The organism is Methylorubrum populi (assembly GCF_002355515.1).
GTDB lineage: Bacteria > Pseudomonadota > Alphaproteobacteria > Rhizobiales > Beijerinckiaceae > Methylobacterium > Methylobacterium populi_A.
In genome coordinates, this window is record NZ_AP014809.1 from 123,074 (window position 1) to 136,039 (window position 12,966).

Annotated in this window: 9 protein-coding genes, 1 tRNA gene and 1 pseudogene; 4 read left to right on the forward strand and 7 right to left on the reverse strand. The window is 67.1% G+C overall.

Annotated features, from left to right (window positions below):
• Window positions 1–76: 76 nt before the first annotated feature.
• Window positions 77–1,789, reverse strand: a complete 1,713-nt coding sequence (gene rpsA, locus MPPM_RS00585) for a 30S ribosomal protein S1 (protein WP_096482920.1) — start codon at window positions 1,787–1,789, stop codon at window positions 77–79.
• Between the two features lie 355 nt (window positions 1,790–2,144).
• Window positions 2,145–2,954 (reverse strand): 23S rRNA (guanosine(2251)-2'-O)-methyltransferase RlmB, encoded by an 810-nt coding sequence (gene rlmB / locus MPPM_RS00590; protein ID WP_096482922.1) that lies wholly within the window; start codon window positions 2,952–2,954, stop codon window positions 2,145–2,147.
• A gap of 157 nt (window positions 2,955–3,111) precedes the next feature.
• Between rlmB and MPPM_RS00595 the strand changes: the two genes are divergently transcribed.
• Window positions 3,112–3,186, forward strand: a tRNA-Glu gene (locus tag MPPM_RS00595).
• A 513-nt stretch (window positions 3,187–3,699) separates the two neighbouring features.
• On the opposite strand, the pseudogene MPPM_RS00600 reads toward MPPM_RS00595, so the two are convergent.
• Window positions 3,700–4,824 (reverse strand): annotated as a pseudogene (locus MPPM_RS00600) (recombinase family protein); the annotation flags it as partial.
• A gap of 1,236 nt (window positions 4,825–6,060) precedes the next feature.
• On the opposite strand from MPPM_RS00600, the gene MPPM_RS00605 reads away from it, so the two are divergent.
• Both MPPM_RS00605 and MPPM_RS00610 read left to right on the forward strand, forming a co-directional pair.
• On the forward strand, window positions 6,061–7,917 hold the full coding sequence (locus MPPM_RS00605) for a PAS domain S-box protein (protein ID WP_096482924.1): 1,857 nt from the start codon (window positions 6,061–6,063) through the stop codon (window positions 7,915–7,917).
• Window positions 7,918–7,985: 68 nt separating this feature from the next.
• The gene (locus tag MPPM_RS00610) at window positions 7,986–8,378 is read left to right on the forward strand and encodes a response regulator (protein ID WP_096482926.1); all 393 of its coding nucleotides are present in this window, start codon (window positions 7,986–7,988) and stop codon (window positions 8,376–8,378) included.
• 157 nt (window positions 8,379–8,535) lie between these two features.
• Here MPPM_RS00610 and MPPM_RS00615 read toward each other — a convergent pair whose 3' ends face one another.
• Window positions 8,536–9,648: an aldo/keto reductase gene (locus tag MPPM_RS00615; RefSeq protein WP_096482928.1), complete on the reverse strand. Its 1,113-nt coding sequence runs from the start codon at window positions 9,646–9,648 to the stop codon at window positions 8,536–8,538.
• Between the two features lie 95 nt (window positions 9,649–9,743).
• Here MPPM_RS00615 and MPPM_RS00620 point away from each other — a divergent pair, with 95 nt between their 5' ends.
• Entirely contained in the window at window positions 9,744–10,646 is a 903-nt protein-coding gene (locus MPPM_RS00620) for a LysR family transcriptional regulator (RefSeq protein WP_096482930.1), read from the forward strand.
• Window positions 10,647–10,858: 212 nt separating this feature from the next.
• On the opposite strand, the gene MPPM_RS00625 is transcribed toward MPPM_RS00620, so the two are convergent.
• The 3 genes from MPPM_RS00625 to MPPM_RS00635 all read right to left on the reverse strand — a co-directional run bounded on the left by MPPM_RS00625 (window position 10,859) and on the right by MPPM_RS00635 (window position 12,869).
• On the reverse strand, window positions 10,859–11,296 hold the full coding sequence (locus MPPM_RS00625; protein WP_096482933.1) for a nuclear transport factor 2 family protein: 438 nt from the start codon (window positions 11,294–11,296) through the stop codon (window positions 10,859–10,861).
• 65 nt (window positions 11,297–11,361) lie between these two features.
• Complete coding sequence (locus tag MPPM_RS00630) at window positions 11,362–12,096, reverse strand: SDR family NAD(P)-dependent oxidoreductase (RefSeq protein WP_096482935.1); 735 nt, start codon at window positions 12,094–12,096, stop codon at window positions 11,362–11,364.
• 50 nt (window positions 12,097–12,146) lie between these two features.
• Window positions 12,147–12,869, reverse strand: coding sequence for an SDR family oxidoreductase (locus MPPM_RS00635; protein WP_096482937.1), 723 nt, complete (start codon window positions 12,867–12,869; stop codon window positions 12,147–12,149).
• Window positions 12,870–12,966: the final 97 nt, after the last annotated feature.

Consider the following 12,966-nt stretch of genomic DNA (forward strand, 5'->3'; position numbering starts at 1 on the left):
GCTACAAACGGGACTGAAAATAAGTTCGGGGCCGGCAGAGCCGGCCCCGAGGCATCGTCGAAGAGCGAGCCGAGGCTTACTCCTCGTCGCCGGTCTTCTTCTTGTTGAAGGCGGCACCCAGGATGTCGCCGAGCGAGGCGCCCGAATCGGCCGAGCCGAACTGGGCCATCGCCTCACGCTCCTCGGCGACTTCCAGCGCCTTGATCGAGACCTGCACGCGGCGGGCCTTGCGATCGAACTGGATGACGCGGGCGTCGAACTTCTCGCCGGCGGCGAAACGCTCGGGACGCTGGTCGCCGCGGTCACGGGCGAGTTCGGCGCGACGGATGAAGGTCTGCATGTCGGTGTCGACGAGCTTCACCTCCAGGCCGGAATCCTTCACCTCGACGACCTCGCAGGTGACGACCTGACCCTTCTTGATCTCGCCGGCTTCCGCGAAGGGATCGCCGCCGAGCTGCTTCACGCCGAGCGAGATGCGCTCCTTCTCGACGTCGACGTCGAGAACCTGGGCGCGGACCATGTCGCCCTTCTTGAACTCCTCGATCACCTGCTCGCCGGGACGGTTCCAGTCGAGATCCGACAGGTGGACCATGCCGTCGACGTCGCCCTCGAGGCCGATGAACAGACCGAACTCGGTCTTGTTCTTGACCTCGCCCTCGACCTCAGAACCGACCGGGTGCTTCTCGGCGAAGGCCTCCCACGGGTTCTGCAGGGTCTGCTTGAGGCCGAGCGAGATGCGGCGCTTGACCGAATCGACCTCCAGGATCTGCACCTCGACCTCCTGAGAGGTGGAGACGATCTTGCCCGGATGGACGTTCTTCTTGGTCCAGCTCATCTCGGAGACGTGGATCAGGCCCTCGATCCCCGGCTCCAGCTCCACGAAGGCGCCGTAATCGGTGATGTTGGTCACGCGGCCCTTGAGCTTGGCGCCCTCGGGGTAACGGGCGGCGATGCCCTCCCACGGATCGGCGAGCAGCTGCTTGATGCCGAGCGAGATGCGGTGCGTCTCGTGGTTGATCTTGATGATCTTGACCTTCACCGTCTGGCCGATGGTCACGACCTCGGACGGGTGGTTCACGCGGCGCCACGCCATGTCGGTGACGTGCAAGAGGCCGTCGATGCCGCCGAGATCGACGAAGGCGCCGTACTCGGTGATGTTCTTGACGACGCCGTCGATGACCTGACCTTCCTCAAGGTTGGCCACCAGCTCCGAGCGCTGCTCGGCGCGGCTCTCCTCGAGCACGGTGCGGCGCGACACGACGATGTTGCCGCGGCGGCGATCCATCTTGAGGATCTGGAACGGCTGGGGCGTGCCGAGCAGCGGGGTCACGTCGCGCACCGGGCGGATGTCGACCTGCGAGCGCGGCAGGAACGCCACGGCGCCGTCGAGATCGACGGTGTAGCCACCCTTGACCTGGTTGAAGATCGTGCCGGTGACGCGCTCGTTGGCCTCGAAGGCCTTCTCGAGCTTGACCCAGCTCTCCTCGCGGCGTGCCTTGTCGCGCGAGATGACGGCCTCGCCCAGCGCGTTCTCGATGCGGTCGACGTAAACCTCGACCTCATCGCCGACCTTGAGCTCGCCCTCGCGGCCCGGGCCGGTGAATTCCTTGAGGGGGACGCGCCCCTCGGTCTTGGCACCGATATCGATGACGGCGACATCCTTCTCGATGCCGACGACGGTGCCCTTGACGACCGAACCCTCGGTGATCTCGTGCTGGAGGAAAGATTCCTCGAGCAGGGCCGCGAAATCCTCGCGGGCCGCGGAGCTTGCGTTCAGACCAGCAGACATTCTTTCTCCTGAATGGCCTCATTTCGTGAGGCCGCGCCGGCGGCTCGTGTTGCGAAGTGCCCCCGTCACCGCCGCCCGCCGGATGGACGATCCGGCCGGGCTCGCCTCCTCTCGGAGGGCCGACGCATGCTCAAAGCGATGGTCGAGGGCCGATTGCCCCGGCGATGCGCCCGCCGGGCACAACGCCCGGATCCTGACGGTATCGATGAGGAAATCGGTGCGAGCGATATCGGAATCGCGTCTCCGACGCAATGTCTTGAAACGTCTCAAGATGGTTGCGCCGGAACATGACCGCCTGAGCGGCGCGCGCTCGGACGGGTCCGGTACGCCGCAGCCCATCGGAGATAGCGCGATCTCAGCCCTGGCTGCCGGCCGGCCGGGTCAGAGCGTAGAGCGTGATTGCCGCCGCGTTCGAGACGTTGAGGCTGCGGATGGCTCCGGTCGCGTCGATGCGCACGAGCAGGTCGCAGCATTCGGTGGTGCGCTGGCGCAGGCCCTTGCCCTCGGCGCCGAGCACGAGCACCGCCGGCCGGCGCGGACCGACCGCATCGAGCGGCGTACCGGCGTCCGAATCGAGCCCGATCCGGGTGAATCCGCGCTCGCCGAGGGTGATCAGCGCCTCGGCGAGGTTGCGCACGATCACCAGCGGCACGTGCTCCAGCCCGCCGGAGGCGGATTTCGCCAGCACGCCGGTGGCGTTGGGCGAGTGGCGCGCGGTGGTGACAATGGCGGTGACACCGAAAGCGGCCGCGGTCCGCACGATGGCGCCGACATTGTGCGGATCGGTGATCTGGTCGAGGGCGAGCAGCAGCGCGTCGTCCGGCATGGCATCGAGGGCCGGCGCGGCGAGCGGCTCGGCTTCCGCGTAGAGGCCCTGGTGCACGGCGTCGGGGCCGAGCAGCTTGTCGATGGCGCTCGGCCGGACGAGTTCCGGCTCGATCGGCAGCTCGACCCCGGCCTCCTTGAGGCGGGCCAGCGCGTTCTCTGTGGCCAGCAGCCGATGGAAGTGGCGGCCCGCATTGGCCAGCGCCTGCGACACGGGATGCCATCCGTAGAGCACGACATGGTCCCTGCCCTCGCGGGCGGCCGGTCCCGGCGGCTGCTGCGGTCGCGGGCGGGGCCGGAAGCCGTAGGGCTTGGCCGGGCGGTCGCGCGGCGGGGTCATGGGCTCGTCTTTCAGAGAGGAAACGGGGCGTCTGTCGGATTTCCGAGAAACCGACGGGATCGTCCCGCGTCAAGCGTCGGATCGTTGCGTCGGATTCCTGCGGCATGGCCGTTGCCGTCGGCTGCGAACCCGACTATAGACCGGGCGCCGACGGACAGCGCCCTTCGTCTATCGGTTAGGACGTCAGCCTTTCACGCTGAAAAGGCGGGTTCGATTCCCGCAGGGCGCGCCATTTCCGTACAGAACTGCGAACGCCGGACACGGCTTCGCCGCCCGAACCCGTCAGGGCATTCTCTAGGCTCTCCTTGTCGCCGACAATGCGGATCACGTCCGCTCCCACCTCGACGCGGTCGACAATCGCCTGAAGCCACGCTTTCCGGAAAGGGATCTCACCCGAGGTTACATTCTCGCGCAGCAGACGCCCGAAGCGCTCGATCAGTTCGGGCCCGATCTCAGTTGGATTCGGGCTGACCATACGGATCCGGCCGAGGGCAGCTTTCGCCAGATCTCGCTCGGCTCGCAAACTCGACAGCCGCTCCTTCAGCAGATCGTCCGGCTCATCGTCGCCGTTCTCCACCAACCGGTAAAGCCGCCTGAGCTTCTCCTCTGCGGTCGTGAGCTCGCTGCGTAGCGCAGCTACGCGGCCATCGACCTGCGTTGCTCGCTCAGCGCGCAGCGCCCACAGCGAGGCCAGCGTCGCCCGCAATCGGTCGGGCTGCAGGAGGTCGGCCACGAGACGCTCGGTGACCAGGGTGTCGAGCGTGTCCATCCGGATCGTCCGGCCCGAGCAGCCCGTCGGACCCTGCCGTCCTTTCGTCGAGCAACTGTAGTAGCGGTGCACCTGCCCCGATCCCGAGGTGCCAGTGCGCAGCGTCATCGCACCGCCGCAGGTGCTGCAGGTCGCAAGCCCGGTGAGCAGGATCGGGCCTGTCACGACCCGCGCCGGCGTGACGCGTGGGTTGTGCGCCTTCAGCGTAGCCTGCACACCCTCGAACTCATCCGAGGCGATGATAGGCGGCACCGCAATGGCGATGTGCTCCGCCTTCGGCTTGGCTTGTCGCGTTTTCGAGCAGCGCTTGTTGAAGCCCCACTCCCCCACATAGATCCGGTTCGTCAGTATGCCGTGGATCGTAGCCACGCCGAAGCGGGCCCCGGCGCGTGTGCGATAGCCGCGCTCATTCAGGTGGCAGGTGAGCGCCTTTACGCCGAGCGGGCCAGAGCGGCCGTCGCCGTGCCGGTAGAGCTTGAAAATCAGGCGAACTGTTTCCGCCTCAACCGGATCGATGATCGGACGCTTCTTGACCCGGCTGCCGCGTCGCTCGATCTCTTCGAGCGTGTAGCCGAGCGGTAGCGTGGCGCCATTGTAAAAGCCCTGGCGTGCGTTCTCGTTCATCGCGCGCTGGACGTGCTTGCTGTTCTCGAGGCTGTTGTACTCGTCGAACAGCGCGATCATCTGGCGCATCATCTTGGCGGCAGAATCGTCGCCGAACTCCTGGGTGATCGAGACGAGCCGTACCCCGACTTTCAAGAGGCGGCGGACATACATCTCCAGTCCGAGCGCGTCGCGGAAGAAGCGTGACAGTGAGTGCACGACGATGACGTCGTAGGGGTGATCGCCGTCCTCGGCCCGGTTGATCATAGCCTGGAATGCGGGGCGGTTGTCGTCGAGGGCGGAGGCTCCGGGTTCGACATGCTCGGCGATGACAGGCCAGCCATGGGCGGTGCAGTAGGCGCGCACCGACTTGCGCTGGTCGGGGATGGAGAGGTCGTTCTCGGCTTGCCGGCCCGTTGAGACACGTAGGTACAGGCAGGCACGTAGTTGACCGTCCCGGGCGGGTAGGAGGCGGTTCGAGCGGTTGATCAGTTTCATCGGTCAAGCCTCCGACGCAGCTGGCGGCAAGGTGAGTCGGTCAAGGGAAGAGGCAAAGCGGCGATGGGACGCGATCCACAGACCTCTCGCCGCGCCGTGTTCGGATGGGGCTTTGACAGGCACCGTCGAGACGAACGGGCGCGTCATGGCAGCAGGTCACGAAAAAGCGCGTCGATCTCGGCACCGAGGAAGGTCTCGAGTACGTCGAGTTGGGCCCGGGAGACCGGCAGCGGGCGCGGGAGATCGTTCACGACCTGAGGCGGATCAGGCTCGCGTCGGGACGCGCGTCCGCGTTTGCGCTGCGGAGACAGCGGCGCGGGCACGTCAGTGCCGAAGTGGGCTCCCCGACCTTTGACAGGTGCTCCGGCGGCCGGGGACTTCAGCGATGTCTTGGCGCCGGCTACCGCGCCCGATGTCATCCGTGCCGGCTTCGACGCACCTGAGGTGCACGCCGCCGGCGGAGCGGAGGGTCGATACACCACGAAGCACGTGAGGTCCCACGCCGACCGGCAGCCTACGCATCCGAGGCTGGCCGCCGGCCAGCGTGGGGCAGTTTCTTCACCTTCCCCGGCGCGACACGACGCGTCCGCTTAGTCGCGAACCGCCATGTACGGCTAAGATTCCTGGAAACTCGGGTGAACGCAAGCCGTGTTCTCAAGCTTAAAGCCAGTGAGGCGGCGGTGTCCGATCAATCCGGGCGCTGTCAGACCGCTTGATGGTCGCGTTTAGACAAGCAGCCCTATGGAGAATCCCAGCAGATTGCGGGTGGGTAGCCAGGATTCTCAGCCAAAACCGAAGGGGTACGACATCAAAGGGTTAGACCCTCGATCACCCGTCTTGAGCAGCATCGGACCTGGGGAATGGACCATCAGAGTGGACCCTGGTCAACGCTGCGTCCGAAGCACTCCACAACCGGCAAGGATGGGCGGCAGGTCCGCACAGCGCCAGGAGCCGACCCTCGGCGCGCCAGACTTGAACCGCCGCTTGCGACCCTGAGAGGACCTTCGGTACCTCGTCAGTGAAGGGCCGCTGACGGTGCCTAGGCGGCCCTTCACGGGTACGAAGTGAATGAGGCGGGACTCAGATGCAAACGCTTTGCGCGGACAGGCCCTTTTGGCGCAAACATGGAACCGGCCTTGGCTTGTGCGTTTCTTAAGTTGACCGAGTGGCTGCAACCGCTTTGGGCCGCAATTCTTACCAGGCGGGTCCTCGACGCCTCGCGGCTGGGAAACCGCGATGCGAGACTATGAGCAGTTGATGAAGCGCCAGCAGGTGCTAGCCGACTTCGGCGAGTTCACTCTGCACAACCAAAACCTCGATGCGGTGCTCAACGAAGCCTGCCGCCTCGTTGGCGATGCGCTCGGAACGGGCCGGGCCAAGGTGCTGGAGATCCAGAATCAGGGGCGGTCCTTGTTCGTGCGAGCCGGCGTAGGTTGGGATCCTGCGGTCGTCGGCCACATGCACTTGCCTATGAGCGAGCGCTCCTCAGAGACGTTCGCCATCAACGAAGGCAAACCGGTCATCTCGCAGGACATCAGCAAGGAGGAACGCTTCGAGGTCCCCGAGTTCATGAAGCAGGCTGGCGTGAAAGCGCTCGTCAATGTGCCGATCCGGTTTCCTGGCGGGAAGGCCTACGGCCTGCTCCAAGTCGACGCGACCGAGCCGCGCGACTTCGGCCATCAGGACACGGAGTTCCTGCGCACCTACGCCATCATTCTGGGGCCGGTGATCGACCGCTTGCAAAAGCTGAGCACCCTGCGCGCCACCGAGGAACGCTTCCGCCTCGTGGTCGAGAACGCCCGCGACTACGCGATCTTCACCTCAGATCGTGAGGACCGCGTCACCGACTGGTACCCAGGAGCGGAAACCGTCTTTGGCTGGTCACCTGAGGAGGTTATCGGTCAGCCGGCAGCCATCATCTTCACACCTGAGGACCGCGAAAAGGGCGAGGATGCCCATGAGACCGAGATGGCCGCGCGAGAGGGCTCGGCTCCGAACGTGCGCTGGCACGTCCGCAAGGACGGCTCACGCGTGTTCATCGAGGGCACCACCACGTCATTGCGGGCCGCCGACGGTTCGCTGCGCGGCTTCCTCAAGATCGGTCAGGACGTCACGAAGCGTCGTTACGCTGACCAGGCGCTGCGCGAGAGCGAGGAGCTACGCCGCATTGCCCTTGAGAGCGGCGAAATGGGGGCCTGGAGGTGGAACACCCGCGATTGGTCGGTCAGGGCGGATGATGTCGTCCAGAAGCTATGGGGTATCTCGACCTCTGAACAGCCTCACTCAGTCTCAGTCTATGCCGATTTGATGACCCCCGAAGGTGTGGCTTGGCTCGAAGCCGCAATGGCCAAGGGGCTTGGTCCTGGTGAGGAGTTCCACGGTCGGCTGAAGGTGGCCAGAGGCCCGGCTGCCGGTCGTTGGATTCAGCTACGCGGCCGCGCCGAGCGCGAGAGACCCTGGATCATCAACGGCGTCAGCTTCGACATCACCGAGGAGAAGACAGCGGCCACGCGCCAGGAAGTGCTGGTCAATGAGCTGCAGCATCGGGCGCGTAACCTGCTGGGCGTGATCACGGCCGTAGCGGATCGGACGGTGAAGCGGGGCGGTTCGGTTGAGGCGTTTGAAGAACGGCTCAAGGCGCTCAGCCGAGCGCAGGGCCTGCTCAGCAAAGGCGGCAGCGACACCGTCGAGGTCGGAGCGCTGCTGCGGGCCGAACTAGCCGCATACGAGGACGAGGCGGGAGGCCGTGTGACCGTTGTGGGGCCGGAGGTTCTGCTCAGGGCGCCACAGGTGCAGAACTTCGCGCTGGCGGTGCATGAACTGACCACGAACGCCGTGAAGTACGGGGCACTGAAGGTCGAGACCGGCCGGCTCGCCGCGTCTTGGGAGATCGTTCTGGACAAGCGCGGCCGCTACCGGCTGGCACTGAGCTGGATCGAGAGCGGGGTCGCCATCGAGCCAGAGAATGTCACGCGCCGTGGCTTCGGCACCGAGTTAATCCAGGAAGCGCTTGCATATGCCTTGGAGGCGGAGGTCGATTACGTCATGGGCGCCGACGGCGTGCGCTGCCGGATCGAGATGCCCCTCTCCTAACCTGCGTAATCGCGAACCTGTATGAAGCGATTACCCTGATGGGCTCCGCTGTGTCACAAAGTGCGCCCATGTCGAAAACCGCGCAGCCACTCAACGGACGACGCATCCTCGTTGTCGAGGACGAGTACATCATCGCCATCCAGATGAAGCGCTGGCTGCAGGACGCCGGAGCCGAAGTGATCGGGCCGGTGCCGAGCGTCGAGCGGGCGCTGGATCTCATTGAGGATGGCGGCATCGATGCGGCTGTGCTCGACCTCAACCTCGGCGGGAGAAGAACGGCGCTCCCGATTGCTGACCGTCTCGGCATGCTCGGCGTGCCGCATCTGTTCGCGACCGGGGACGTTCGAATGCCGCATGCCGCCGGCTACGATGACCGACCGCGTCTGGAAAAGCCGTTCGTGGAGACAGAGCTGGTGCGAGCGATCTTGAAGCTCAGCGCCTCTCCTCAGCCTGTTCCGTGACATTCAAGCGGCGAAGGTCCGCTTCTGCGGCCGATGTGGTCCATTGAAACCGCCTGCCCGAATGCCGGTTACCCACCCCATCCGGTCCTTCAGCGTCAGTGCCTCGGATGTCCGCAACGGGAGCGGAAGCACCCACTCAATCAGCATGCCGGGGACGTCAGGACCCCGGAGAGCCCCTCCAAGCCTCGACCGCCTGCCCCCCGAAGATGGTCGGCATCGGCAGGTCGAAGATGAAGTAGGGGTTGAGGCTTGGTGGTCGCCCCACCGCGTCTAGGCGGCCCTGCTGCTCGGGGGACAGCGTGACGTCGAGCGCGGCGATGTTCTGAACGAGCTGCTCCGGGCGGCTCGCGCCCACGAGCACCGAAGAGACCCCCGGCCGACGCGCGACCCAGGCGAGCGCCACCTGTGCCATCGGGCGGCCGGTCTCTTCCGCCACGGCCCGCAGCACGTCCACCACCGCGAAGTTGGCCTCCGTGAACAGCATGCCGCCGAACGGGTTGTCGCCGTTCAGCCGCCCGTCGCTGCCGCCGGCAGCCGTGTCGCCCGCGCGGTCCGGGAGCGACCCCGCCGGGCCGGCCTCAGTGAGCTTGTCGCGCCCGTACTTGCCCGTCAGCAGGCCCGCCGCCAGGGGGCTCCACGGAACCAATCCCATGCCGAGCGCCCGGCCGGCGGGCAGAACGTCGAGTTCCACCCCGCGGTCGACCAGCGAGTAAGCGTATTGTAGGCCGACCGGCTCCGGCAGGCCGTGGGCGCGCGCCAGGGTGGCGATCTGCGCCGCGTACCACGCCGGCGCGTTCGAGAAGCCGTAGTAAAGGATGTCCCCGCGCGTGACGGCATCGGTCAGGGCGCGCAGCACCTCCTCGGGTGGCGTGGTCCGGTCCCAGACATGCGTCCAGTAGAGGTCGATCCAGCCGGTCTTGAGGCGGCGCAGCGAGCCTTCCAGGCCTGCGCGGATGTTGCGGGCGCTGTTGCCGCCGGCGAGTGGCGTGCCCTGCTCGCGCGAGAAGCCGGACTTCGTCGCGATGACGAGGCGGTGGCGCAGCCCGCGCTCCGCGATCAGGTCGCTGAGCATCGTCTCGCTCATGCCACCCGAATAGACGTCCGCCGTGTCGATGAAGTTGCCGCCCGCCTCGACGTAGCGGTCGAGGATCGCGCCCGCGGCCGCAGCGTCGCAGCCCCAGCGGCCCGCGCCGAAGGTCATGGTGCCGAGGGCAAGCGGACTCACCGCCAAGCCCGAGCGTCCCAGCGTCCGATACTGCGTCAGGTCCATCGTCGCTCCTCTCTGTTGAAGGGCGAGAGGTAATCCGCGACCGACGACGTGATTAGCGGCTATGGTCGGCAAGGGCTTATGAGCACGGCTCAGGAATGCGACGCGGCACCCTCGACGATCTGGCGGCCTTCGCGGCGGTGGCCCGCCATCGCAGCTTCACCCGGGCCGCGGCCGAGATGGGGCTGTCGGCCTCCGCCCTCAGCCACACGATGCGGGCGCTGGAGGAGCGGCACGGCGTGCGGCTCCTCGCGCGCACCACGCGCAGCGTCGCCCCGACCCCCGCCGGCGAGCGGCTGCTCCGCTCCGTCGCCCCCGCCCTCGACGAGGTCGCCCGGGGCCTCGACGCGCTGGCCGACTGGCGGGGCGAGCCGTCGGGCAGCCTGCGCCTAACGACGTTCCCCTACGCCGCCAGGACCATCCTCGAACCGAGGCTGCCCCGCTTTCTCATCGACCATCCGGCCGTCTCGGTGGAGGTGATCGTCGACGACCGGCTGACCGACATCGTGGCGGCGGGGTTCGACGCCGGCATCCGGTTCGGCGAGACGGTCGAGCGGGACATGGTCGCGGTGCGCGTCGGGCCCGACCTGCGCACGGTGGTGGTCGGGACCCCGGACTACTTCGCGCGCCACCCGCGACCGGACACGCCGGCCGACCTGGAGGCGCATCGCTGTGTGAACTACCGCTTGGTCGGCGGAGGGAGCCTGCTGCCCTGGGAGTTCGCCCGCGATGGCCGGGAGGTTCGGGTCCGCGCGGGCGGGCAGTTGATCGCGAACGACGGGAACCTGGCGGCGGCCGCCGTCAGGGCCGGGGCCGGGCTCGGCTACATGCTGGAGGACGAGGTCGCCGACGACATCGCGGCCGGCCGGCTGGTTCAGGTGCTCGCCTCATGGTGCCCGCCGTTCCCTGGCTGCCACCTCTACTACCCGGACCGGCAAGTCAGCCCGGCGATGCGAAGCCTGATCGAGGCACTTCGCTGGCGAGGCGGGGCGACCCGGTAAGGCCGCCCCGCCTCGCGGGCACGCAGGCGCCGCGCCAGTCGCGGGCGACTTCCGCCGCGAGATCGCGGTATGCCTCAGCGATGGCGGTACACGCGCGATAGAAGCTCGTGGGTGTCCGAAGCAGCTTCACGCGATGGAACGACCGAATGAACTTGTCTGACTTGAATCGGTCGTGCGGGCACTAGGAACCTCGCACGTCCTTCGGATGAGCCCTACGGGGTCGCTGCTGTGCCCGTACCTGCTGGATTTGTGACTTCCTCACTCGGCGGGTTTAGCAGTACCCAGAGGCGCGCGATTCTGCTGCCGACGACTTCGGCGACGTCTGTTCCGGTAACCGCGACCGGGCCGCCCTCCGGCCCGGCCTGCCACCGCAGCGAACCCAGGCCGTGGTGTCCGACGGCCATGCCGACTGGGCTGAACCGGAAGGCCGGCCCGAACTGCTCCAAGAGCTTGCCGGCGACCGCCGAGATGGCATCGCGTCCGCGTATGACATTGGTCGGCTCGTACATGACCGGTTCGTCCACGAAGAGGTCCGCCAAGGCCGCGGCGCGTTTGCCGGCGTCTCGCTCATTGAATACGCGCTCCAGGTTGGCGCGCAGAAGCCGGTCGTAGTCCGGCTCCGCCGCAGGCGGGGTCTCGGTGTCAGGCATCGGTGTTCTCCTTCGCATGTTGATGACGCATGGGCTGAATGGTGTCGGCCAGGGCTTTGGTCCGTTCAGGCGAGATAGCCGCCGTCCGCGGTCAGCGCCGCGCCCGTGATGAAGTCGGCGTCCGGGCCGCTCAGGAACGCCGTCAGGGCCGCGATCTCGGTGTCCTGCCCTATGCGGCCGAGCGCGATCAGCGGCGTGAGCATCGCTTCCATGCCGGCCGACATCTCGCTGACCACCGGCCCCGGCTGGATCGTGTTAACCGTGATGCCGCGAGGCCCGAGGTCGCGCGCGAGGCCACGGGTCAGCGAGGCCACGGCCGCCTTGGTCATGCTGTAGACCGTGGTACCCGGAAAGCCGCTGCGGTCCGCCCCAACGCTGCCGACCGAGATGATCCGCCCGCCCGCGCTCATGTGGCGGGCGGCCTCCTGCGCAGCGACGAACGGCGCCCGGACGTTGACGGCGACCTGCCGGTCGAAGTCGGCGAGCGAGACGTCCTCGACCGTGTCGGGAACGAGGATGCCGGCATTGTTGACGAGGATGTCGAGGCGGCCGAAGCGCTCGATGGTGGCCTGCACGGCCCCGCGGACGGCGTCGGAATCGGCGCTGTCGGCCCTCAGGGCGGCCACAGAAGCGCCGGACGCGGTCAGCTCCGCCGCCAGCGCCTCGGCTCGATCCGCCAAGGCCGCGTAGGTGAAAGCGACAGTGGCGCCCTCTTGGCTCAGGCGTCGCACGATGGACGCGCCGATGCCGCGCGCCCCACCCGTGACCAGGGCGACCTTACCGGTGAGAGAGCGTGTCATGGGAAAGCTTCTTGAAGGCTTACGTTTCAATCGAGGCCAGTTTCGCAGGATCAGACGAGGCGGGCGCCGCCGTCGATGTGCAGGGTCTCGCCGTTCATGAAGCCGTTGCTCATAAGGAAGACGACCGCTGCGCCCGCCTCCTCGGCCGTGCCGAGACGCCGCTGCGGCAGCTTCTCGGTCAGCGCGGCGACGTAGGCGTCCCGGTGGGCGCCGAGCGTGCGGGCGAGGAGCGGTGTGTCGGTCGTCCCAGGCGACAGGGTATTGACCCGCACCGGCGCCAGCTCCAGCGCGAGGCCGCGGGCGAGTGCTTCCATCGCGGCCGAGGCTGCCGCCAGCACGGCGGTGCCCTGGGCGCTGGGGCGATCCGCCAAAGCGCCGGAGATGAAGGTGACGGACCCGTCCTTCGCTAGGCGGTCGCCCAAGGCGCGCAGCGTATGTACGGCGGCCCAAATCCGTTCGTCGAAGGCGCACTTCAGGTAGTCGACCTCTGCCTCAAACACCTTGCCAGCCACGAAGGTGCCGGCGAGCAGGACGAGATGGTCGACGTGCGGGATGTCCGCGAGCGCGGCCGTGATGGTCTCGGACCGGGTCACGTCCGCGGCGCGCCAGCCAGCAAAGGCGTTCTCGGCGGCGATGCGCTCGGCACCTTCGGCGTTGAAGCCGACCACGATGACCTTGGCGCCTGCAATCTTAGCCTGCTGGGCTGCGGCGAGGCCGATGCCGGAGGTGCCGCCGAAGATGACGACGGTACGGTCTTGAAGGGTGCTTCCCATGACGATGATCCTTCTCGACGGCGCGGCTGCTGCGCCGGTGAGAGGAAGAATGCCCCTAGGCAGACACCTTGCTAATTGGGCTGAAAATCGTTTCAGT